Source organism: Herbiconiux dendrobii, assembly GCF_052048175.1.
In the GTDB taxonomy this organism is placed as follows: Bacteria; Actinomycetota; Actinomycetes; order Actinomycetales; family Microbacteriaceae; genus Herbiconiux.
This window is the reverse complement of the sequence record NZ_JBLZQV010000002.1, coordinates 298,709-320,441: the sequence shown is the minus strand read 5'-3', so window position 1 is coordinate 320,441 and position 21,733 is coordinate 298,709. Positions and strand designations below refer to the sequence as shown.

General features: G+C 69.0%; 19 protein-coding genes. 16 read left to right on the top strand and 3 right to left on the bottom strand.

Features of this window, described 5'->3' with window-relative positions; genetic code table 11:
* Window position 1 precedes the first annotated feature (1 nt).
* From ACN4JJ_RS06420 to ACN4JJ_RS06410, 3 genes are all read right to left on the bottom strand, one after another.
* The gene (locus ACN4JJ_RS06420; protein ID WP_440709088.1) at window positions 2–916 is read right to left on the bottom strand and encodes a dihydrodipicolinate synthase family protein; all 915 of its coding nucleotides are present in this window, start codon (window positions 914–916) and stop codon (window positions 2–4) included.
* 56 nt (window positions 917–972) lie between these two features.
* On the bottom strand, window positions 973–2,898 hold the full coding sequence (locus tag ACN4JJ_RS06415; RefSeq protein ID WP_440709087.1) for a CocE/NonD family hydrolase: 1,926 nt from the start codon (window positions 2,896–2,898) through the stop codon (window positions 973–975).
* A gap of 175 nt (window positions 2,899–3,073) precedes the next feature.
* A complete protein-coding gene (locus ACN4JJ_RS06410; RefSeq protein WP_440709086.1) occupies window positions 3,074–3,952 on the bottom strand; it encodes an alpha/beta fold hydrolase in 879 nt (292 codons plus the stop codon).
* Window positions 3,953–4,320: 368 nt separating this feature from the next.
* Between ACN4JJ_RS06410 and ACN4JJ_RS06405 the strand changes: the two genes are divergently transcribed.
* The 16 genes from ACN4JJ_RS06405 (at window position 4,321) to ACN4JJ_RS06330 (ending at window position 21,709) form a co-directional block, all read left to right on the top strand.
* Window positions 4,321–5,634 (top strand): flavin monoamine oxidase family protein, encoded by a 1,314-nt coding sequence (locus ACN4JJ_RS06405; RefSeq protein ID WP_440709085.1) that lies wholly within the window; start codon window positions 4,321–4,323, stop codon window positions 5,632–5,634.
* Window positions 5,631–6,650 carry an ABC transporter permease gene (locus ACN4JJ_RS06400; protein WP_440709084.1) on the top strand — a complete coding sequence of 340 codons (1,020 nt, stop codon included), beginning with the start codon at window positions 5,631–5,633 and terminating at the stop codon, window positions 6,648–6,650. Before ACN4JJ_RS06405 ends, ACN4JJ_RS06400 begins: the two co-directional genes overlap by 4 nt.
* Window positions 6,647–7,675 carry an ABC transporter permease gene (locus ACN4JJ_RS06395; RefSeq protein ID WP_440709083.1) on the top strand — a complete coding sequence of 343 codons (1,029 nt, stop codon included), beginning with the start codon at window positions 6,647–6,649 and terminating at the stop codon, window positions 7,673–7,675. The genes ACN4JJ_RS06400 and ACN4JJ_RS06395 overlap by 4 nt, the downstream gene beginning before the upstream one ends.
* A complete protein-coding gene (locus tag ACN4JJ_RS06390) occupies window positions 7,672–9,534 on the top strand; it encodes an ABC transporter ATP-binding protein (RefSeq protein WP_440709082.1) in 1,863 nt (620 codons plus the stop codon). The genes ACN4JJ_RS06395 and ACN4JJ_RS06390 overlap by 4 nt, the downstream gene beginning before the upstream one ends.
* Window positions 9,531–11,111, top strand: a complete 1,581-nt coding sequence (locus ACN4JJ_RS06385; protein ID WP_440709081.1) for an ABC transporter substrate-binding protein — start codon at window positions 9,531–9,533, stop codon at window positions 11,109–11,111. The genes ACN4JJ_RS06390 and ACN4JJ_RS06385 overlap by 4 nt, the downstream gene beginning before the upstream one ends.
* Window positions 11,108–12,274 carry a TetR family transcriptional regulator gene (locus ACN4JJ_RS06380; protein ID WP_440709080.1) on the top strand — a complete coding sequence of 389 codons (1,167 nt, stop codon included), beginning with the start codon at window positions 11,108–11,110 and terminating at the stop codon, window positions 12,272–12,274. The genes ACN4JJ_RS06385 and ACN4JJ_RS06380 overlap by 4 nt, the downstream gene beginning before the upstream one ends.
* Complete coding sequence (locus ACN4JJ_RS06375) at window positions 12,271–13,935, top strand: GMC family oxidoreductase (protein ID WP_440709079.1); 1,665 nt, start codon at window positions 12,271–12,273, stop codon at window positions 13,933–13,935. The genes ACN4JJ_RS06380 and ACN4JJ_RS06375 overlap by 4 nt, the downstream gene beginning before the upstream one ends.
* On the top strand, window positions 13,935–14,384 hold the full coding sequence (locus ACN4JJ_RS06370) for a hypothetical protein (RefSeq protein WP_440709078.1): 450 nt from the start codon (window positions 13,935–13,937) through the stop codon (window positions 14,382–14,384). The genes ACN4JJ_RS06375 and ACN4JJ_RS06370 overlap by 1 nt, the downstream gene beginning before the upstream one ends.
* A gap of 82 nt (window positions 14,385–14,466) precedes the next feature.
* Window positions 14,467–15,975, top strand: coding sequence for an aldehyde dehydrogenase family protein (locus tag ACN4JJ_RS06365; protein WP_440709077.1), 1,509 nt, complete (start codon window positions 14,467–14,469; stop codon window positions 15,973–15,975).
* A gap of 2 nt (window positions 15,976–15,977) precedes the next feature.
* Window positions 15,978–17,108 (top strand): aminotransferase class I/II-fold pyridoxal phosphate-dependent enzyme, encoded by a 1,131-nt coding sequence (locus tag ACN4JJ_RS06360; protein ID WP_440709076.1) that lies wholly within the window; start codon window positions 15,978–15,980, stop codon window positions 17,106–17,108.
* 81 nt (window positions 17,109–17,189) lie between these two features.
* Window positions 17,190–17,591 carry a GlcG/HbpS family heme-binding protein gene (locus ACN4JJ_RS06355; protein WP_440709075.1) on the top strand — a complete coding sequence of 134 codons (402 nt, stop codon included), beginning with the start codon at window positions 17,190–17,192 and terminating at the stop codon, window positions 17,589–17,591.
* 46 nt (window positions 17,592–17,637) lie between these two features.
* The gene (locus ACN4JJ_RS06350) at window positions 17,638–18,411 is read left to right on the top strand and encodes an electron transfer flavoprotein subunit beta/FixA family protein (RefSeq protein WP_440709074.1); all 774 of its coding nucleotides are present in this window, start codon (window positions 17,638–17,640) and stop codon (window positions 18,409–18,411) included.
* A 3-nt stretch (window positions 18,412–18,414) separates the two neighbouring features.
* Window positions 18,415–19,386: an electron transfer flavoprotein subunit alpha/FixB family protein gene (locus tag ACN4JJ_RS06345; RefSeq protein WP_440709073.1), complete on the top strand. Its 972-nt coding sequence runs from the start codon at window positions 18,415–18,417 to the stop codon at window positions 19,384–19,386.
* Window positions 19,387–19,717: 331 nt separating this feature from the next.
* Window positions 19,718–20,572 carry a cytochrome b/b6 domain-containing protein gene (locus ACN4JJ_RS06340; protein WP_440709072.1) on the top strand — a complete coding sequence of 285 codons (855 nt, stop codon included), beginning with the start codon at window positions 19,718–19,720 and terminating at the stop codon, window positions 20,570–20,572.
* Window positions 20,573–20,601: 29 nt separating this feature from the next.
* Window positions 20,602–21,387 (top strand): SDR family NAD(P)-dependent oxidoreductase, encoded by a 786-nt coding sequence (locus ACN4JJ_RS06335; protein ID WP_440709071.1) that lies wholly within the window; start codon window positions 20,602–20,604, stop codon window positions 21,385–21,387.
* Window positions 21,368–21,709 carry a helix-turn-helix domain-containing protein gene (locus tag ACN4JJ_RS06330; protein ID WP_440709070.1) on the top strand — a complete coding sequence of 114 codons (342 nt, stop codon included), beginning with the start codon at window positions 21,368–21,370 and terminating at the stop codon, window positions 21,707–21,709. The genes ACN4JJ_RS06335 and ACN4JJ_RS06330 overlap by 20 nt, the downstream gene beginning before the upstream one ends.
* The last annotated feature ends 24 nt before the right edge of the window (window positions 21,710–21,733 follow it).

The window sequence follows — 21,733 nt, the reverse complement described above, 5'->3', positions numbered from 1 at the left end:
CTCACACCGCTACGGTCGGGAGCACACCGGCGGCACGGAGGATGCCGGCGAACCGTTCGCGCTCTTCGGCGGGAAGCGGCTGGATGGGCGGACGCACCGGACCGCCGGGTTCGCCGATCAGTTCCAGCCCCGCCTTGATGCCGGCCACGTAGTTGACGGACTCGAGGAAGTCGCTGACGGCCCAGAGGTGCTTCCACAGTTCGCGGGCGCGCACCAGGTCTTTCTCCTCGGCGAGGGCGTTCCAGAACTCGACGGCGAGCTCGGGCACGACGGAGGCGGTGCCCCAGACGGATGCCTCGGCGCCGCTGGCGATGCCGAAGAACGTCAGCGTGTCCCAGCCGTTGAAGGCCTTGATGCGGTCGCTGCGGACGGCGAGGAGTTCGGCGAGGCCGACGGCGTCGTCGGAGGTGTTCTTGATGTAGTCGACGCCGTCGATGTCGCCCAGCTCGGCGAGCTCGGCCGCCGTGAGGTGCACGCCCGTCGCACCCGGGACGTTGTAGTACACGATCGGGATGCTGATCGATTCGGCCACCGCGGAGAGGAAGGCCTTCAGCATGCCCGGGTTCAGCGGGTCGAAGAACGGCGGAACGAGCATGATCGCGTCGGCACCGACGCTCTCGGCGTGCTGCGCGAGGTCGATGGCACCCTGGGTCGACAGAGCACCGATGCCCGCCACGACCGGGATACGGCCATCCGTTCCTGTGACGTAGAGCTCGATGACACGCCGGTATTCCTCGGCGGAGAGCGTGGTGAACTCGCCGGTGGTGCCGGTGGTGACGATGCCGTGGATGCCGGCCGAGACCAGTCGCTCCACCTGGCGCTGCAGCGCTGCCTCATCGAGGGCGTCACCGTCTTCGGTGAACGGTGTGGTGACGGCCGCGAGGATGCCGCGGAGGTTCTTCTTGGTGTGAGCCATGTTTCCGTGAGTCCTTATAAGAGGGGATGAGTCGGGGGCCCTGCGCGGGCCGGATGTCAGAGGGCGAAGTGCCGCTGGAAGAAAGGGGAGCCGTTCAGCGACACCGTGGCCCTGGCCCAGTGGGCGTGCCGCGTCTGCCAGGTGACGGCGTGCACCTCGACCGTGGCCCCGCCCTCCAGTCCCATCGAGACCGTGACGTCCGTGTCCACCTGGGCCGCGTCCGGCCGGCCGGCCGTGACCGAGAACCGGAAGGTCGAGTCGAATGTCAGGAGGTCACCGGTTCCCGACGGGAGGTAGGCCGACCCTCGCGACTCGATCGCGGTGACGACCGCGCCGGTGGCCACGCTGGTCTCGACGCGGCGATCGACGAAGCCGCCCTCGACGGCGAGCGGCATGACGTTGACGGACGGGTCCGGCGCAGGAAGCGCCGGGCTCTCCCAGACGTGGTCGTCGACGAGCGGAAGCCGGATCTCGGAGGCGACCGTGCCGCCGGTGGACAGACGGATCTTCGGCGTGACGGACGACGGCCAGTGCCGCGGGAAGTCTCCCACCGCGATGGACACCCGGAGGCGATGACCGGCCGGGACCTGGTAGGCGATCGGGAACAGCGGGACGTCCACCCGGACGGATTCGCCGGGCTCGAAGCGTGCCCCGTCGGGCCCGTCGTCGGTGAGTCTGGCCGAGCCCAGGCAGATGAGTGTGGCGCGGCCGTCGGGGGCCACGTGGCTGAGCTTGACCGTGAGGTCGAGTTCGCTGCCCTCGTCGACGGCGACGAGGAGAGTCGCGTGCGGCACTCCGAGGATGTCGATGACGTCCTCCGAGGGCGCGGAGTCGAAGGTGAGGGACTTGATGTCGTCGGGCCCCTGATCCAGGGCCGCCGCGAGCCCGCCTCCCAGGCCGTCGAACAGCACGGAGTGGGCTCCGACCGTCGCATCGCCGTCGTAGCCGTACTCGTGAGCCACGACCGATCCCCCGTCGGTGACGAGCCGGTGATCCGCCGACAGGGTGAGTGCGCGCTTCGCCGCGCGCTCGACGACCGGCCACGTGCGCTCGGCGCGCCACTTCTCTGCTCCGTAGACCCAGACGGCCACCTCGGGGTCGTCTTCGCTCACGGCCGTGGTGTCGTTCTTCAGGTACCGGTCGAACCACGCCTTGATCAGGGCGAGGTGGTCGGTCGTGCCGAGCGGGGCGGCGTGCGGAAGGGCGTGCTCCCACGGACCGATCATGAGCTTCCGCGGCGCCTTGAGCGCCTCGAAGCCCCACGACACCTCCCGGGGGAAGAGGTCGCGCCAGCCGCCGATGACGAAGGTCGCCGCCTCGATCCGGCTCCAGTCGATCGCTCGGGAGTCCCAGTAGGGATCCTCGCGGTCGGGGTGACGGCGCCACTCCTGCGACCGCTCCGGGAACTGCTCGAGACGCTCGAGCCAGGTGCGGTGCCACGCACCGGCGGTGTCCTGGCGGCCGGGCGGCAGCAGCTCCATCGCCAGCATGAACCCTGCCCAGGTGGTGGAGATGTAGGGCGCCGGGACATCCGAGGGATACCAGAGCTCATAGGCGTCGGCGGGCGGCATGATCGGAGCGATGGCCTTGAGATGCGGCGGGCGCAGCGCGGCCGCCTGCAACGAGGTGCATCCCGGGTACGAGAAGCCGTACATGGCGACGTTGCCGTCGCACCAGGTCTGCTGCGCTATCCACTCGACGACGTCGTAGGCGTCCTGACCCTCGCCGTCGCCGTCGAACGATTCCCAGCGGACACCTTCGGATGCCCCGCAGCCGCGCATGTCGACCTGGAGCGAGGCGTAGCCGTTCTTCGCGAAGAACTCGGTCTGGAACTCGTCCTCGATGGCGTTCAGGTCGTCCTTGCGGTACGGCGCATAGATGAGCGTCGCGGGCAGGGGTGCCGCCGTGTCGGGCCGGTAAAGGGTCGCGGCGACTCTGACTCCGTCGCGGAGGGGAATCATGACGTCTCGCTCGATGATCATCCGGTGTCCTTCGGGGATTCGAGCCGACTCCGCGACGCGGAGATCGAAGCTCTCTGATTGATTCTTTAGTCAAATATCGTCAAAGCGTCTTCAACAAGTCAAGCGATTTCGGGCTGAAAAGCCGCAGCGTCGAAGAAAGGTACGTGCTTGAAGTTTTGCCCGTTCAGACAGGTACCTACGCGAGCGAGCCGAGAAAATCGTCGAGCAGCGCGAACGTCTGATCGGGTTGCTGCTCGGCCAGGAAGTGCCCGGCGTCGACCGCCGATCCGCGCACGTCGGTGGCGTATCGGCGCCAGACGGCGAGCGGGTCGAACAGCCGGCCGACGACCCCGGCGGAGCCCCAGATGATCTGCAACGGGCACTCCACGCGCTGATCACGGCTCGCGTGGTCGTGCTCGAGGTCGATCGAGGCGGCCGCCCGGTAGTCCTCGCACATCGCGTGGATCATCTCCGGGTCGCGGAAGCAGCGTTCGTATTCGGCCATCGCCTCCGGCGCGAACACCGAGGCGCTGCTCCCGAACGAGTTCAGCACGTGGTGCAGGAAGCGGACGGGCTCGGGGGTGATGAGATCCTCCGGCAGCGGCGCCGGCTGGATGAAGGCGAACCAGTGCCAGTAGGCGGTCGCCAGCTCCCGCGTGACGTGGGAGTAGTTGTACTCGGTCGGCAGCACGTCGAGGATCGACGCCCCGCGCACGCGCTCGGGGTGGTCCAGCAGAAGCCGGTGCGCCACCCGTGCCCCGCGGTCGTGGGCCACCACCGCGAAGCGCTCGTGGCCGAGGGCGGACATGAGCCGTGCCTGGTCCAGCGCCATGGCGCGGAACGAGTACTCCGCGTGGTCGGCCCCCGAGGGCGGCTTGGAGCTGTCGCCGTATCCCCGCAGGTCGGCGGCGACCACGGTGAAGCGGCGCGCGAGGCGGGGCGCGACCTTGTGCCACATCGCATGGGTCTGCGGTGCCCCGTGCAGCATCAGCACCGCCGGACCGGTTCCGCCGGCGACGCAGGCGATGTCGACGTCGCCGACGCGGATGGTGTGTTCTTCGAATCCTTCAAACATCCGACGATCATGCAGGCGCCGGCACACGGCCGTCAACGCGCCGTCCGCCGCCGGAAAAAGCTCCGAGGCGTGCTTCCCGTGGTTATCGAAAGGCCCCTGGAGCAGGTACCTGCCTCACGGCGGCGCAGCGATCCGCGACAGTGGCGGGAGCGGCCGATCGGGAGAGGGCGAAACGGGCAGTACGTGCCTAAAAGCAGAATTCGTTGAAGCACGTAACTTTCCATGTTTCAATCAGATTTCCGGGCCCGAAGTCGCTTGACACGGGCACATTGACTCCTAACTATTGAGTTCACGCGTAGCGCTGACTAGCCAGTTCACACTCGGAACAGTGCATCAGCCGCAGACCCCGCAAAGAATTGGAGAACACCATGACGGATCCGGAGCAGTTCGAGGTTGTCGTTGTCGGGGCCGGCTTCGCTGGTCTGACGGCGGCCAGGAATCTGGCCGACCAGGGCATCAGCGCCGTGGTGCTGGAATCCCGCGATCGACTCGGGGGCCGCACGTGGTACCGCAAGTTCGCCGACACCGAGCAGCTCGTCGAGATGGGCGGCAACTGGCTCACGATGAACTACCAGCCGCTGATGCAGGCCGAGCTCGACCGGTACGGCATCCCGATCGAGCTGAGCCCGGAGATGGCCGCGTCGGAGTGGCTCATCGACGGAAGCCGCACCCGGGGCTTCCCCGTCCCCTTCGACCAGATCCCCGCCCTGGAGAAGGCCGTGCTGCACGCGGTCCGGGCGGCGGACCGGATCGACCCGTACGCGCCGCTGGACACCCAGGGTCTGGAAGACCTCGACGTGTCGTGGGACGAGTTCTTCGCTCCGCTCGAGCTCCCGGCGGCGACCTGGGACTTCCTGTCGATGTTCCCGGTCTTCTACGCCGCGCGGGACACCGCGTCGATGTCGGCCCTGATGCTGCTCCAGCAGCTGGCCCTGGTGGGCAACAGCCCGTGGAGCTTCTTCGCGATCGGACACCACCGCTTCACCCACGGGACCAAGTCGATGATCGACGCCATCGCCGGCGACTGCGCCGACGTGCGGCTGAACACCCACGTGGCATCCGTGACGCAGAACCGGGACGGGGTCGAGGTCACCACGTCTGCCGGGAACGTCATCCGTGCCCGCTACGTGATCTGGACGACGCCGCTGAACTGCTGGAACGACGTGCGGTTCACCCCGGCACTCAGCCAGGGCAAGCGGGATGCCGCCGCCGGCGTGCACTCCTCCGACATGACCGTCAAGTTCTGGGCCCTGGTGGAGAAGAACGACGTCGACTCCGTGATGGCGGGGCCGAGCACCAACCGGGGTCTCGCTGTTCTGAGCCGGGAGTACGACGTGGAGGGCTCCGCCCTCAAGGTGGGGTTCTCGTGCGACCCGGCCGCCTTCGACTTCGACTCGGTCGAGGGAACGGATGCCGCGGTCGAGGCGCTGACGCCGGGGGCCCGCGTTCTCAAGAGCGACTGGCACGACTGGAACAACGACGTGCTGGCGAAGGGATCGTGGTTCGGTGCCCAGCCGGGCATGCTGTCGACGTCGCACTCCGAGCTCTCCCGGCCGGAGGGGCGCATCCTGTTCGCCAGCAGTGACATCGCCATCTCGTTCATGGGCTGGATGGAAGGCGCACTCGAGACCGCCCACAAGGCCTCGACCGATGTCGTGGCCTTGCTGGACTCCCGGCCATGAGCACCCTGACCGCTGTTCGCCCCGCGGCCAGGAGCCGGCCGGGCAAGGAGCGGGTCCCCCATCCCATCCGGGCCATGCTGCTGCAGCGCATCCCGCTGGGCATCGTGACGATCTGGATCGTCACCGTGATCGTGTTCGCCGCCACGCAGCTGCTGCCCGGCAACGCGGCCCTGGCGGTGCTGGGGAAGAACGCGACGCCGGAGAGCCTCGCCGCGCTGGAGCAGCAGATGGGCCTGGACCGCTCGCCCGTCGAGCAGTACTGGCACTGGCTGTCGGGCCTGCTGCAGGGCGATCCCGGGCAGAGCCTGGTGAATCAGCAGAGCATCTCGTCGCTGATCGGGCCGGCGGTGCTGAACTCGGCGGCGCTCGTCGTCACCGCGGGCATCCTCGGAACGCTGATCGGTGTGGCCGTCGGACTCGTCGCGGCGGTGCTGCGGGACAGCCCCCTCGACCACGCCCTGGCGGTGATCGCGCTCGCGACCCTCTCCCTGCCCGAGTTCGTCATCGCGATCTTCGTGATCCTCCTGCTCTCCACCAGCGTCTTCCACCTGTTCCCTGCCGTCTCGTCGCTCCCGCCGGGTGCCCTCCCGTGGGACGACCCCTCGATGCTGGTGCTGCCGACCATCGTGCTGGTCATCGTCAGCGCGCCGTACGTCTTCCGGATGATGCGGGCCGCCACCGGCGAGGCGCTGGAGAGCGAGTACGGCGAGATGGCCGGCCTGAAGGGCCTGACGAAGCGGCAGGTGCTGCTGCGGCACGCGCTGCCGAACGCCGTCGCGCCGACCGTTCAGGCGATCGGGCTCACCCTGCTCTACCTCGCCGGAGGCATCGTCGTGGTGGAGACCGTCTTCAACTACCCGGGCGTGGGGCAGGCGCTCTATCAGGCCATCCTCAACAAGGACATCCCGACCATCCAGTTCATCGTGACCCTGCTGGCCGCCTTCTACGTGGTGGTCAACATCATCACCGATGTGCTGGCCCTGATGGCCACACCCAGAAGGCGGCTGCCGCGATGACGACGACCCAGACCTCCGAGACGGCGCTCGCCGTGCTCGACGACTTCCCGATGGTGCGCCGCTTCGAGTGGCTGAGCGTGCTGGGCCGGGCGTGCCGCAGCCCGCGGGGCATGATCGGGCTGGGCCTGACCCTGCTCGTGCTCGCCGTGGCCTTCGCCGGCCCCTTCCTCACACCCGTCGATCCCAACGAGGTGGGGGTCGTGCGCGCGTTCGCCGCGCCGTCCGCCCAGGCCGTCTTCGGTGGAGACCTGCTGGGGCGCGACGTCTTCAGCCGGGTCCTGGCCGGAGGCTGGCAGATCATCGTGCTCGCCACGATCGCCACCGCGATCGGTGTCGCCGTGGGCGCCGTCGCGGGTGTCGCCGCGGCGTACCTGGGCGGCTGGCTGGATAACCTGATCATGCGCGTGGTCGACATCGTGCTCGCCTTCCCGCAGCTCGTGTTCGCTCTGCTGCTGATCTCGGTGGCCGGGAACAACGTGTGGCTGCTCGTCGTGGCGGTCGGCACGTCCCATGCTCCGCAGGTCGCCCGCGTCATCCGCGCCGCGGCCCTGGACGTGACCGAGCGCGACTACGTCAAGGCGGTGGCCATCACCGGCGTCAGCCCCGCGCGGATCATGGTGCGCGAGGTGCTGCCGAACCTGACCACGCCCCTGATGGTGGAGTCGGGACTGCGCATGAGCTTCTCGATCATCGTGATGGCCGGACTGGCGTTCCTGGGCTTCGGATTCCAGCCGCCGGACGCCAACTGGGGCTACATGATCAACGAGAACCGGATCGGCGCGGCCGTCAATCCGCTGGCCATCCTCGTGCCGGCGATCCTGCTCGCCGTCTTCGCCATCGGCGTCAACACGTTCGCCGACGCGGTGACCCGATCGGCGCTGCGGGTCGACCGGACGGTGCGGGCCAGCATCACGGCCGACGCCGGGTCCGTCGCTGTGCTGCCCGACGCCGGATCGCCCGGGCACGCCGTCGTCCTCCCCACCGAGGGCCACGCCGGGCCCTCCAAGGAATCGAAGACACCATGACCGAGCAGGAGCACGACATGTCGGTATCCGTGATGACCCGCCCGAGGGTCGCCGTCGAGAACCTCACGGTGCGGATCGCCTCGAGCGGGATCGTGATCGTCGACGACGTGAGCATCGAGGTGGCCGCCGGCGAGATCCTCGGCCTCGTCGGCGAGTCCGGTTCGGGCAAGACGACGCTCGGTCTGGCGATGATCGGCCACACCCGGCGCGGTCTCGAGATCAGTCACGGTGCGGTGCGCGTGGACGGGAGTGACCTCCTGTCGCTCCCCGCACAGAAGCGGACGGGACTCTACGGAAGCGCCATGGCCTACGTGCCGCAGGATCCGGGCACGGCCCTCAACCCGGCGCGGCGAGTCGGCTCGCAGCTCCGCGAGACCTTGACGGTCCACGGCGTGAGCAAGCGGGAGGCCGACGAGCGTGTCCGCGAGATCATCGACGAGGTCGGACTCGACCGGGTGCGCCACGTGCTCTCGGCGTATCCGCACCAGCTGTCGGGCGGACAGCAGCAGCGCGTCGCGATCGCCATGGCCTTCGCCTGCCGCCCCGGTCTGATCGTGATGGACGAGCCGACCACGGGTCTGGACGTGACCACGCAGCGCACCGTGCTCGACACCGTCCGCTCGCTCTGCGCGAAGTACGGCGTCGCCGCGATCTACGTGAGCCACGATGTCGCGGTCGTCGCCGAACTGGCCGACCAGATCGCCGTGCTGTACGCCGGGAAGATCGTGGAGACGGGGCCGGCTGCGCGGGTCTTCGGCTCTCCCGAGCATCCGTACACCCGAGGCTTGTTGCGAGCCGTGCCCTCGGCCGAGCGTCGCTCCCGACTCCAGGCGATGCCGGGTGTGCGGCCCGAGCTGGGCCTCTCCTCGCCCGGCTGCGCATTCGCACCGCGCTGCTGGGTGAGCGAGAGCGTCTGCCATCACGTCGTTCCCGCCCTCGTGGCGGTCTCCGCGGATTCCGACGGTGCGCACGCCGCTCGCTGTCACGTCGCACCGGAGGTCGCCGCGCGCGAGTCGATGCTTCCGGGCCTCCAGGTGCGGGATGCCGTCGACGACCATCGCGACGACGCCCGCTCGGCCGGCGTGCTCCAGGTGTCCGGCCTGTCGGCCCGCTACGGGAGCAAGCAGGTTCTGCACGACATCACCCTGTCCATCGGCGAGAACGAGTGCCTGGCGCTGGTCGGCGAGTCGGGCTCCGGCAAGACGACGCTGTCCCGCTGCCTCGTCGGTCTGCACCGCGGGTGGTCGGGGCAGGTGCGACTCGGGCAGGACGAACTCACGCCCGGTGTGAACCAGCGCTCCCGCGACGCCCTGAAGAACATGCAGTACGTGTTCCAGAATCCCTACGCGTCGCTGAACCCCCGCCGAACGGTGGGCGGGCTGCTGCTGCAGCCGCTCGAGCACTTCACCCGGCTGGGCCGTCGTGAACGCAACCAGCGGGTCGTCAGCACCCTGGACGCGGTGTCGCTGCCGCGCACCTACCTGGCCAAGTATCCCGATCAGCTCTCGGGCGGTGAGCGCCAGCGAGTGGCGATCGCCCGGGCGCTCGTGGTCAAGCCGCAGGTGCTCGTCTGCGACGAGGTGACCTCGGCGCTGGACGTGTCGGTGCAGGCCTCCGTGATCGAGATGCTGCGCGAGCTCCAGTTCGAGCAGGAACTGTCGATCCTGTTCATCACCCACAATCTCCCGCTGGTGCGCAGCATCGCGCAGCGGGTGGCCGTCATGTCCGACGGCCGGATCATCGAGCACGGCAGCACGGACTCGGTGCTCGACGACCCTCAGGCCGAGTACACCCGGCAGCTGATGGAACACCTTCCCGATTTCGACGCACCAGAACTATCCGAGATGGAGCAATCATGATCGAGCCGCGCACCCTCACCGACCGCGGGCTGTCCCGTCGCGACCTCTTCCGGTACGCGGGGGTGGGCCTCGCCGCCGCCGCCGTAGCCGGCGTGCTCGACGGCTGCACGCCCTCGACCGGAAGCGGTACGGCCTTCTCCACCTCGACGCCGGTCAAGGGCGGTACCCTCCGTGCCGGTCTCACCGGGGGTGGCGCCGCCGACACTCTGGATGCGGCCACCCCGCTCAACAACGTCGACTTCGCCCGGGTCGCAGCCCTCTACAACCCGCTGATCGTCATGAACAAAGACGCGATCGGCGTCAATGCCCTGGCCGAGCTGATCGAGCCCTCCGCCGACGCCATGTCGTGGACGATCAGGCTCAAGGACGGCCTGACCTTCCACAACGGCAAGTCGGTGACCGCCGACGACGTGCTCTTCACGCTCAACCGGGTGGCCTCGAACCAGTACGGCGGGTCGTCCGCCCTCACCCAGGTCGACATGAAGAACGCGCAGAAGCTCGACGAGCTCACCGTCAAGCTGCCCTGCTTCGCCCCCTACGCGATCCTCGACCAGGCCCTCTACGCGAACGCGTACTACCTCGGCATCGTCCCGACCGACTACGACCCCCAGAACCCTGTCGGCACGGGTCCGTTCACGTTCCAGTCGTTCACACCCGGACAGCAGAGCGTCTTCGCGGCGAACCCCGACTACTGGGACACGGCCGCCTACGTCGACTCCCTCGTGATCAGCAACTACGCCGACGAGACGGCGCAGCTGAACGCGCTGCAGTCCCAGCAGGTCGATCTCGTCAACCAGCTGTCCGCGGCATCCACCGGCATCGCCCAGGCGACGGGCCAGGTTCTCATCTCGCAGGGCGGCGCTCCGGTACCGATCGTCATGCGCACCGACAAGGCCCCGTACAACGACGTCCGCGTGCGCCAGGCGCTCCGGCTCCTGGTGGATCGCGCGCAGATGAACAGCGTCGTCTTCGACGGCAACGGGACCGTCGGCAACGACGTGTTCGGCATCTGGGACCCGGACTACGACTCGTCGCTCCCGCAGCGCGAGCAGGACATCGAACAGGCGAAGTCGCTGCTGAAGCAGGCCGGGCAGTCCGATCTGCGGATCACCTTCACGGTCGGCGACGTCGGCAACGGCGCCGTGCAGACGGCCCAGGTGTTCGCCGACCAGGCCAAGCAGGCCGGAGTGACGGTCGACATCCAGAAGGTCACCGTCACCGACTACTTCGGCAGCAACTTCCTGTCGTGGGATCTGTCGATCGACCCGTGGTCGTACGTCCCCTACCTGCCCATGGCGGGCTACACGACCACACCGGGAGCCCCGTACCCCGAGACCCACTTCGACAACGCGCAGTACAACAGCCTGTACGCGCAGGCGATCGGGACGGTCGACGAGAACGCGCGCCGAGAGCTGTCGCACGAGATGCAGCTGATCGACTACAACGAGGGCGGATACATCGTCCCGCAATTCGCGGCGACGATCGATGCGGCCGGCAAATCCGTGGGCGGTCTGACCGCCTCCAAGACGGGACTGTCGTTCGGTGACTTCGACTTCAAGTCCATGTGGGTGGCATGAGCGCCGTCGGGGCCACGGGTGCCGCCTTTGCCCGCGCAGACGCCGAGGTCGACACCGTGGACGCCTTCACCGACGAGGACTGCATCCAGTGGCTGTGGTCCGAGCATCACAGCACCGACGGCGCACGGTCGCACTGCCCGTCGTGCAACCGCACCCGTCGCTTCCACATGGTCCGCGGGCGCAGCTGCTACAGCTGCGACAGCTGCGGGCACCACGTCTTCCCGCGGGTGGGCACGATCTTCGAACGGTCGCGGGTGCCTCTGCGCGTCTGGTTCGCCGCCATCAACGAGCTCGAGCTCGAGCCCGGCCTGAGTGTCAACGCCCTCGCCCAGCGACTCGGAACGACGGATGCGCGTGCCAAGCGCATCCGTGACCGGCTCGCCGCGGCGACCGGTGAGGCCGAGCGTCGCGAGCTGTCGCGCATCGCGAACACGGTGCGCGACTGGGATCAGCAGTGGCACAGTCAGGGGAGGGGGCGGGCTGCGCAGCGCGCCTCGGACACGGATCTCACGCGCCTCAAGATCCTCGAGGCGACGCTCGAGGTCATCGTCGCCCGCGGCTACTCCGAGGTGCGCGTCAGCGACGTGGCGCTCCAGGCCGGCGTGTCGACGGCGACGGTGCACTACCACTTCGAGACCAAGTACGAGTTGCTGTTCGCGGCCCTGAGTAATGCGATGCACGGCTGGTTCGAGGACGGTACGGTCGACGACGGCGGCTCGGCGATCACGAAGCTCGGTGCCGCCCTCCGGCATGCCATCGTGGCGTCGCCGGACCGGGTGGACCAGATCGTCTGGATGGACTTCTCGCGTCTCGCGCTCCGCGACGCCCGCTGGGCGGCCCGGCTCGAAGAACTGTGCCTGCAGTGGGACAGCCAGTTGCGAGGCATCATCCAGGGCGGCGTCGACGACGGCGTCTTCCGCTGCATCGGCACGGTGGATGACGCGGTCATGCGCATCCAGGGCCTCATCGACGGTCTGGCCGAGCGGGTGATGCTCGCCTACAGCGACTCGCCGGCCGAGAGGGTCTACCGCCTCGTCACCGAGTCCACGGCCCTCGAGCTCGGCATCGATGCCGGGGAGCTGCTCGAGGCCATCCACAACACCCCTCCCCAGGACTTCCCGTCCTCCCTGACCCTCCGAACGCTGAAAAGGATCGAGCCGTGACGATCGCACGAGGTACCTATCCCGCCACCGAGTTCACCGCGTCGGCGAACGACGTGGCCGACGTGGTCGTCATCGGCTCCGGCCCGTCCGGGGCGACCGTGACCAAGGAGTTGAGCGCCATGGGGTTCCACGTGGTCTGCCTGGAGCAGGGCCGCTGGATCGACACCCACGAGTACACCGGAACGCGCGACGAGTACGAGATGTCGACCTACGGGCGCTGGCACAGCAGCTCGAACGTCCGGGCGATGCCCGAGGACTACCCGCTCAACCTCGCCGACAGCGACGTGTCGCCGGTGATGTACAACGCTGTCGGAGGCGGCAGCATCCACTTCGGTGCGTACTGGCACCGTTACATGCCGAGCGACTTCAAGCTGCGCTCGCTGTACGGGATCGCCGACGACTGGCCCATCTCGTGGGACGACCTGGCTCCGCATTACGACGCGGTCGACAAGGACTTCGCCGCCGCAGCGATGCACGGCGACACGGCCTTCCCGGTGACGGAGGGCACGACCTTCCCTCCCCACCCGATCAACGACTACGGGAGGCTGTTCGCGCAGGGCATGAACGCCAAGGGGTGGCACTGGTGGCCGGCGTCGAACGCCATCGCCAACACGAACACCAAGGGACTGGTGCCGTGCGTGCGCCTGGGCGTGTGCGAAGCGGGATGCCCCAACGGCTCGAAGGCGAGCGTCGACATCACGCACTGGCCCATCTCGCTGAAGCAGGGTGCGACGCTGGTCACCGGTGCCCGGGTGCGCGAGCTGACCGTCGACAAGGACGGCCAGGTCGACAGCGCCCTCTTCCTCGACAGCGACGGCCGGGAGCACCGCATCAAGGCCGACCTGTTCGTGATGGCCGCCAACGGGATCGGCACCAGCCGGCTGCTCCAGCTCTCGACGTCGTCCCGTTTCCCGGACGGCCTCGCCAACTCCAGCGGCCTGGTCGGGAGGCGGCTGATGCTGAATCCCACCGCCATGGCCGTCGGCGTGTTCGACGAGCAGCTGAAGGGCTGGTACGGGCCGGCCGGCAACACGGCGCACTCGTTCCAGTTCGGCGAGACCGACCGGGCGCGGGGGCACGTCCTGGGTGGCTCGTGGGGGACCAGTGCCTCGGGCGGGCCCGTGGCCGCGTACTCGCTGTCGACATCGGCCGGAGGCGCGCGCGCCGGTGCGGGGATGCTGGACGGCGTCCGCAACATCCTCGGCCGATCGGTGCTGATGTCGATCTGCACGAGCGACCTGCCGAACGAAGAGAACCGGGTGACGCTGGATCCGGTGCTGACGGATTCGCACGGCATCCCGGCTCCGCGGATCCAGTACACCAAAGACCAGAACTCCCGCGATCTCATCGAGTTCCACCTGGATCGCGCGACCGAGGCTCTCGAGGCGGCCGGTGCGGTGCAGGTGCTGCGCTACCCCGAGATGCCGGATCAGCCGGGACACATCCTCGGCACCGCGCGCATGGGCACGGATCCGGCGACGTCGGTCGTCGACGGCTACGGGCGGGCGCACGACGTGCCGAACCTGTTCATCGTCGACGGCAGCGTCTTCCCCTCGGCCGGAACCGTCGGTCCGACCAACACGATCAGCGCCTTCGCCCGGCGCACCGCCCACCACATCGTGGAGCACGCGATGGCCGAGATGGAAAGCGAGACCGCCTGATGGACGACCTCGACCCCGAGTCCCGCCTGAGCGAGGCCCAGTACGCCACCCTCCACGCGCTGGCGGAGATCATCACGCCGGCGACTCCCGGGTTCCCGTCCGCCGCCCAGGCCGATCCGAGCGGAGCGGTGCTGGAGATGGCCCTGCGTGAACTGGTCAGGGACCGGCCCGTGATCGCTGCGTTCACGGATGCCGTCGCCCACTCGTGGAGCACCGGGGTCCAGCCGGACCTCGAAGGGCTCGAGGCGATCGATCCCGCTGGTTTCGCCGTGGTGTGCGACCTGCTCGTCGGGCGCTACCTGTCGTGCCGGCCGGTGTGGAGGCTGCTGGGCTATCCCGGCCGGGTGCCGGCGCCGCCGGCTCCGGGCGAGGTCGAGTTCTTCCTGAGGGACGACCTCCTCGCACCGGTCGTGGCCCGCGGCCCGATCTACACGGTGCCTCCGGCGTGACGTCCTGGGCGACGGCACGACCGACCAGACCTCGATGACGCCCTCCGCGTGATCGATTCAGACGAAGTAGGGAACCACATCCATGAGCGCACACAGCAACTCCACCTCACTCGAGTCGGTAGACGTCCTGCCGGTCCCGACGGTGACCCGCACCCAGGCCTTCATCGACGGCCAGTTCGTCGACGCCCTCTCCGGGCGGACCTTCCCGACCTACGCCCCGTCGACCGGACGGCTTCTGGCGTCGGTGGCCGACGGGGGAGCCGAGGACGTCGATCGGGCGGCACGCGCCGCCCGGCGCGCCTTCGATGAGGGCTCCTGGTCCGACGCCGACGTGCGCCGTGCGGCGCTGACCCGCTTGGCAGAGCTCGTCGAGGAGCATGCCCACGAGCTGGCCGCGCTGGATGCGATCGACGCGGGGAAGCCGATCACGGACTGCGAGGCCGACGACATCCCCGAGGTGGCACACCTGTTCCGGTGGTACGCGGAGGCGATCGACAAGGTGTTCGGCAAGGTCTCGCCGACCAGCGCCGGCCACCTCGGCGTGATCGCCCGGGAGCCCGTCGGAGTGGTGGGCATCGTCGTGCCGTGGAACTACCCGGCGGTCATGCTGTCGTTCAAGGCCGCCCCGGCGTTGGCGGCCGGCAACTGCGTCGTGGCCAAGCCGGCGGAACAGGCGCCGCTGAGTGCGCTGCGTCTCGCCGAGCTCGCCCACGAGGCCGGTTTCCCGCCGGGCGTGTTCAACGTCGTCCCGGGTGATGGGCCCACGGCCGGCCGGGCCGTGGGGATGCATCCGCTGATCGACGCCGTGGCCTTCACCGGATCCACCCCGGTGGGTCGCGCGTTCCTCCGGTACGCCTCCGAGAGCAACATGAAGAACGTGGTGCTGGAGATGGGTGGCAAGAGCCCCCAGATCGTGATGGCCGACATGAAGGACGACCTGCAGCTCGTCGCGGACGACCTGGCGGGCGCGGCCTTCGGCAACGCCGGTCAGAACTGCTCGGCGGGCTCGCGGATCCTGGTGGCGAACGAGCTCCGGGAGGAGCTCACCGCGCGGCTGGCCGAGGCCGCCGCCAAGATCAGACTGGGCGATCCGATGGACCGCAGCACCCAGATGGGCCCGTTGATCGAGCGTTCGGCGCTCGAGCGGGTCGCGCGCTACGTGGACGAGGCCGTGGCATCGGGCGCCCGCGTGCGGGTCGGGGGCTCGGCCGTGCTCGAGACGACGGGCGGGCACTTCTATCCGCCGACGGTCGTCGACGAGGTGACTCCCGACATGGCGATCGCCCGGGACGAGATCTTCGGGCCCGTGGTCTCCGTGCTCGGGTTCGACACGGAGGAGGAGGCCCTTCGGCTGGCGAACGACAGCGAGTACGGACTCGCCGCCACCGTCTGGTCGCACGACGTCGACGTGTCGGTGCGCATGGCCCGCGGCATCCGCGCCGGCACCGTCGCGATCAACGGGTACAGCGAGGGTGACATGACGACACCGTTCGGCGGCCATCGCGCCTCCGGATTCGGCGGACGCGACAGCGGCATCGAGGCGATGGAGCAGTACACCGAGCTCAAGACCATCTGGTTCACCCTGCGATGACCGTGTCACGATTCCCCGACTTCCGGCTCGAGGCCCACTACGCGCGCTGGGAGTTCAGCGCCACGTACAACCTGGCCGCCTCCGACCTGGAGACGATCCGGATCAGCGACCTGCTCGCGATGGCGAGCGAGGAGGACCGCGAGGGCTTCGAGCAGCTGAGCCTCGGCTACACGCCGACGTGGGGCGGCGACGAGCTCCGCGCGCAGATCGCCGCCACCTACGACTCGCTGAGCGCGGAAGACGTGCTCGTCTTCGCCGGAGCCGAGGAGGCGATCTTCTGGGCGATGCAGGTGCTCGTGGGTCCCGGGGATCACGTGATCATGACGGTCCCGAACTATCAGTCGATGGAGACGATCCCTCTCGCGACCGGGGCGCAGGTCAGCGGCGTGCTGCTGGACGCGTCCGACGGATGGCGACTCGACCTCGACCAGGTGCGCGCCGCCTGGCGACCCAACACGACCCTCGTGGCCGTCAACTTCCCCAACAATCCGACCGGCGCGCTCCCGGATGCCGAGACCTGGCAGGCACTGGTCGACCTGTGCGCCGAGCGCGGTGCCCGCCTATTCAGCGACGAGGTGTACCGGGGTCTGGAGCTCGACCCCGAGCGCACGCTGGTGCAGGCCGCCGACCTCGACCCCATGGCGGTCTCCCTCAACGTGATGTCGAAGTCCTACGGGCTCGCCGGGCTGCGCGTCGGCTGGATCGCCTCGCGCGACCACCGCATCCTCGAAGAGCTGGAGCGGCACAAGCACTACACGTCGATGTGCAACTCCGGTCCGAGCGAGGCGCTGGCCACCATCGCGCTGAAGAACCAGGAGACGATCTGGTCGCGCAACCGCGACCTCATCCGCGCCAACCTGCCGGTCTACGAGAACTTCTTCCGGGCGCACGCCGACCTGTTCGAGTGGAGCCCGCCGGCCGGCGGCTGCGTCACGTTCCCCCGGTATCTCGGAACGGACGGGGTCGAGGCGATGACCGAGCGGCTCGTCGAAGAGGCCGGAGTCATCCTTCTCCCGGCGAGCCTGTTCCGTTCGGACCTCGCCGTCGTGGCGGACGACCGGTTCCGGCTGGGTCTCGGTCGCGCCGATGCCGAAGACGCCCTCCGGGCTTTCGATTTCTTTCTGCAGCGATGAACTGCACTCACACACCCGTCCCTCTCGGCCACGTCTGGACCGCAGACGACCGAATCCACCCCGATCAGTAGGAGAAACACCATGTCAGCACTCACCCTCGCGGATGCCCGCACCCTCATCGCGGCCGCCGAGAAGAAGGCCGACGAGATCGGCCAGCCGATGAACATCGCCGTGGTCGACGCCGGCGGCAACCTCATCGCCCACGTGCGCCAGGACGGCGCCTGGATCGGCAGCATCGACATCTCGATCAGCAAGGCGTGGACGGCCAAGGCGTTCGACATCCAGACCAAGGACCTGGGCGACAACGCGCAGCCGACGCAGCAGTTCTTCGGCATCCACACCACCAACGGCGGCCGGGTCGCCATCTTCGCCGGCGGCGTGCCCCTCACCCGCGACGGCGTCGTCGTCGGAGGCCTCGGCGTCAGCGGCGGTTCGGGCGAGCAGGATCAGAGCGTCGCACTGGCCGGCCAGGCCGCCCTGTAGACGTCGCCGCATCATCGCCCTGAGTAACCCCATCGAGGAGGCCTGAATGAAAATCGTGGTGCTGGTCAAAGAAGTACCCGACACGTACGGCGACCGGAAGCTGAACCTGGAGACCGGGATCGCCGACCGCGACGCCTCGGAGCGGGTGCTCGACGAGATCGGTGAGCGCGCCGTCGAGGCCGCTGTCGCGTTCGCCGACACGACGCCGGGAACGGAGGTCGTGCTGCTCTCGGTGGGGCCGGCGACCGTTCCCGCGTCGTTGCGGAAGGGGTTGGCGATGGGCGCGGACTCGGCCATCCACGTGCTCGACGACGAACTCGCCGGTGCCGACCTGACGCTCACGGCCGAGGTGCTGGCCGCGGCGCTGCGCGCGGCGACGTTCGACGTCGTGGTGGCGGGGAACGTCTCCACCGACGGGGCCGGCGGCGTCATCCCGGCCATGCTCGCCGAGCTGCTCGGGGTGCCCAACGCGACCTTCCTGTCGTCGTGGGAGCTCACTCAGGAATCCGTGTCGGGCAAGCGGGGCACCGATACCGGAACGGCCACGATCAGCGCTCCGCTGCCGGCGGTGGTGTCGATCACCGAGGCCTTCCCCGAACCTCGCTTCCCGAACTTCAAGGGCATCCTGGCCGCGAAGAAGAAGCCGATCCAGACCTGGTCGCTCGCCGATCTCGGCGTCTCGGCCGACTCGGCCGTGCCGCGATCGATCATGACGTCGGTGGAACAGACGCCCGCCCGTGCGGCCGGCGTGAAAGTGAAGGACGAAGGCGACGCCGCCGCTCAGCTCGGCGAGTACCTCGTTCAGAATCGATTGGTGTAACCCATGAGCAACACAATCCTGGTCGTGATCGAAGCCGGACCGCTCGGCGCCCTCTCGTCGTCCGTCCCCGGTCTCCTCGCCGCGGCGACACGGATCGGAGACGCGGTGGCCCTGGTCGTCGCGCGGCCTGGTGACGGCGCCGCGCTCGCCGGGGCCGCCGGAGCCGCGGGCGCGAGCCGGGTGCTCGTCGTCGAAGACGACCGCGTCGGCACGGAGGTGACCGTGCCCCTCGTCGACGCCCTGGTCGTGGCGGCGGCCGAGGTCGGCCCCGAAGCGGTGCTGATCGTGAACAGTGTCGACGGCCGGGACGCGGCGGCCCGCTTCGCCGCGCGAACCGGATCCGCCCTGGCCGTCGACGTGGTGGATGTCGATCGCGACGAGGAGGGGGTCATCGCCGTCCACTCCGTATGGGGCGGTGCCTACACCGTCACGAGCGCCGCGACCAGCGGCCCCCTCGTGGCGACGGTGCGGCAGGGTGCCATCGATGCTCGTGCCGAGGCCGTCACGCCGCAGATCGACTCGCTACCGGTCGCGGCCTCCGGCTCGCCCGCGGCGCACGTCAGCGCCTTCGAGGGGCTCGCGAACACCTCGAGCAGACCCGAGTTGCGGGGCGCGACGCGGGTGGTCTCGGGCGGTCGCGGGCTGGGCTCGGCCGAGAAGTTCGTGCTCGTCGAACAGTTGGCCGATGCCCTCGACGCCGCGGTCGGTGCATCCCGGGCGGCCGTCGATTCGGGCTACATCCCGTCGTCGCATCAGGTCGGCCAGACCGGGGTCTCGGTGAGCCCTCAGCTCTACGTCGCACTCGGCATCTCCGGTGCGATCCAGCACCGCGCGGGCATGCAGACCGCCAAGACGATCGTCGCGATCAACAGCGACGAGGATGCTCCCATCTTCGACGTCGCGGACTTCGGCATCGTCGGCGACGTCTTCACCGTCGTGCCCGAGCTCATCAGCTGGCTGGACGCACGGAAATGACGCCGACGCCATGAGCACACCGCCGCCTGCCCGCCGGGGGCTGCCGCGCGCTGCGGGAGTGCCGGCCGTGAACGCGGAGGCGCCGCCTGCCCGCCGGGGCCTGCCGCGCGCTGCGGATGATCCCGCCGCGAAAACGGATGCGCCGGCTGCGCGTCGGGGGCTGCCTCGCGCTCCGGATGCACCCCCTGTCAGCACGGCGGCGCCTCCCGCGTCGGATGTCGCTCCGCCTGCAGCTCCATCCCCGCCTGCGCCCGAACCACGGGGCATCCGTTCGGCCGTCGGCGCAGGCCGCGTTCGGCGGGGCCTGCTGATCGCGCTGGGAGCCCTCGTCGTGGCCTTCTTCGTCGTGCTGCTCGCGACGTGGCTGGTGGGCACCCCCACCGTGCGCGACTTCCTGGCGACCTACCCCGGCGAGACCGCTCTCCCGGACGGGGCGCCGGTGGGCATCCCGGGATGGCTCGGCTGGCTGCATTTCTTCAACACCTTCGTGATGGTGCTGATCATCCGTAGCGGATGGCAGGTCAGAACTCAGAAGCGGCCCCCGCTCTTCTGGTCGCCGCGCTGGAACCCGAAGCGCAAGATCAGCATCACGCTCTGGTTCCATCAGAGTCTCGACATCCTGTGGGTGCTCTGCGGCGTGGTGTTCGTCGTGCTGCTGTTCAGCACCGGGCAGTGGATGCGGGTGGTCCCGACCAGCTGGGAGGTCTTCCCCAACGCCCTCTCGGCGGCCGTCCAGTACCTCTCGCTGCAGTGGCCGACGGAGAACGGCTGGGTGAACTACAACAGCCTCCAGGTTCTGGCGTACTTCACGACGATCTTCGTCGCGGCGCCCCTCGCCGCGCTGTCCGGGGTGCGGATGAGCGGGCTCTGGCCCACGAACGCGCCTCGACTGAATAAGGTGTACCCCATCGAGTGGGCCCGGGCGATCCACTTCCCGGTGATGCTCTATTTCGTGGGCTTCATCATCGTGCACGTCGCCCTGGTGTTCGCGACCGGTGCGCTGCGGAACCTCAACCACATGTACGCCGCCCAGGGCTCGACCGATCCGACCGCGTTCACCGCGAACTGGACCGGATTCCTCATCTTCGCCGTATCGCTGCTCGCGATCGTCGCCGCCTGGTTCGCGGCCCGGCCGCTCATCCTGGCGAGCATCGCCCGCGCGTTCGGACGCGTGTCCGAGCGATGATCCGCACAACCCACCCCAGAGAGACACCCATGACAGACGCACTCACCACACCCCAGCGCACCGCCGTCGTGACCGGCGCCACCTCCGACCGCGGCATCGGCATGACGACCGCGCGCCGCTTCGCCCGGGAGGGCTGGGCGGTGGTCGTCCTCGATCTCGACGGTGACCGATCGGCCGAGGTGGCCGCGTCGATCTCCGCCGAGTTCGGTGTCCCCGGTTTCGGGACGCAGGTGGACGTGGCCGACGAGGAGTCGGTCGCGAACGCCCACCGGGCCGTGACCGCCCAGGTCGAGGCATCCGTTCTTCCCCCCGTGGGAGCGGTCGTGAACATCGCCGGCATCACGTCGCCGGTGCCGTTCCTCGACACCACGCTGGAGCTCTGGAACAAGATCTTGGCCGTCAACGCGACCGGCACGTACCTCGTGACCCGGGCCTTCCTCCCCGACCTCCTCGAGCAGCGCTGGGGCCGCATCGTGAACATGTCGTCGGTCGCCGCGCAGAAGGGCGGCGGTGTCTTCGGCAAGGTGCCGTACTCGGCCGCGAAGGCCGCGATCCTCGGCTTCACCAAGGCGCTCGCCCGGGAGCTCGGCGACTCCGGCGTCACGGTGAACGCGGTGGCGCCCGGCGCGGTCGACACGAACATCCGGGTCGGAACCACCCCGGAACTCGAAGCGGCGATCCGGGCCGACGTTCCACTCGGCCGTGTCGCGAGCACCGAGGAGGTCGCAGCCGCGATCACCTATCTCGCCAGCGAAGACGCCGGCTACCTGACCGGAACCACGCTGGACATCAACGGTGGAAGCCACCTCCACTGACGCGAGCGCCTGGGGCGCGGAGGCGTTCGTGCACTGGGGTCTGAGCGCCGAGCTCACGCACGTGCTCCGGGCGCTCATCGGCTCCGCCGGGCCCTCGACGGCCGACATCCAGCAGGCCAGCGGGCTGAGCCGCTCGGGCGTGCTCAAGCACCTCCACCACCTCGAAGACCTCGGGATGGCCACGAGCTCCCGCACGACGCATCCGCGGGGCAAAGGCCCGATCACCTATTGGCACGCCGACCCGGCCGCTGTGGAGGACGCGCTCCTCGCGCTCGTCGACCACATCATGCCGCTCGCGGCCTCGGAGGGCAGCCCCTGTTAGAAGCCTCCCGGGACACGTTCTACG

Coding starts and splice junctions, on each gene's coding strand:
- ACN4JJ_RS06385 (WP_440709081.1), top strand. CDS start 9,531: ATGATCGAGCCGCGCACCCTCACCGACCGCGGGCTGTCCCGTCGCGAC.
- ACN4JJ_RS06370 (WP_440709078.1), top strand. CDS start 13,935: ATGGACGACCTCGACCCCGAGTCCCGCCTGAGCGAGGCCCAGTACGCC.
- ACN4JJ_RS06410 (WP_440709086.1), bottom strand. CDS start 3,952: ATGTTTGAAGGATTCGAAGAACACACCATCCGCGTCGGCGACGTCGAC.
- ACN4JJ_RS06405 (WP_440709085.1), top strand. CDS start 4,321: ATGACGGATCCGGAGCAGTTCGAGGTTGTCGTTGTCGGGGCCGGCTTC.
- ACN4JJ_RS06350 (WP_440709074.1), top strand. CDS start 17,638: ATGAAAATCGTGGTGCTGGTCAAAGAAGTACCCGACACGTACGGCGAC.
- ACN4JJ_RS06335 (WP_440709071.1), top strand. CDS start 20,602: ATGACAGACGCACTCACCACACCCCAGCGCACCGCCGTCGTGACCGGC.
- ACN4JJ_RS06365 (WP_440709077.1), top strand. CDS start 14,467: ATGAGCGCACACAGCAACTCCACCTCACTCGAGTCGGTAGACGTCCTG.
- ACN4JJ_RS06390 (WP_440709082.1), top strand. CDS start 7,672: ATGACCGAGCAGGAGCACGACATGTCGGTATCCGTGATGACCCGCCCG.
- ACN4JJ_RS06380 (WP_440709080.1), top strand. CDS start 11,108: ATGAGCGCCGTCGGGGCCACGGGTGCCGCCTTTGCCCGCGCAGACGCC.
- ACN4JJ_RS06355 (WP_440709075.1), top strand. CDS start 17,190: ATGTCAGCACTCACCCTCGCGGATGCCCGCACCCTCATCGCGGCCGCC.
- ACN4JJ_RS06400 (WP_440709084.1), top strand. CDS start 5,631: ATGAGCACCCTGACCGCTGTTCGCCCCGCGGCCAGGAGCCGGCCGGGC.
- ACN4JJ_RS06420 (WP_440709088.1), bottom strand. CDS start 916: ATGGCTCACACCAAGAAGAACCTCCGCGGCATCCTCGCGGCCGTCACC.
- ACN4JJ_RS06415 (WP_440709087.1), bottom strand. CDS start 2,898: ATGATCATCGAGCGAGACGTCATGATTCCCCTCCGCGACGGAGTCAGA.
- ACN4JJ_RS06345 (WP_440709073.1), top strand. CDS start 18,415: ATGAGCAACACAATCCTGGTCGTGATCGAAGCCGGACCGCTCGGCGCC.
- ACN4JJ_RS06395 (WP_440709083.1), top strand. CDS start 6,647: ATGACGACGACCCAGACCTCCGAGACGGCGCTCGCCGTGCTCGACGAC.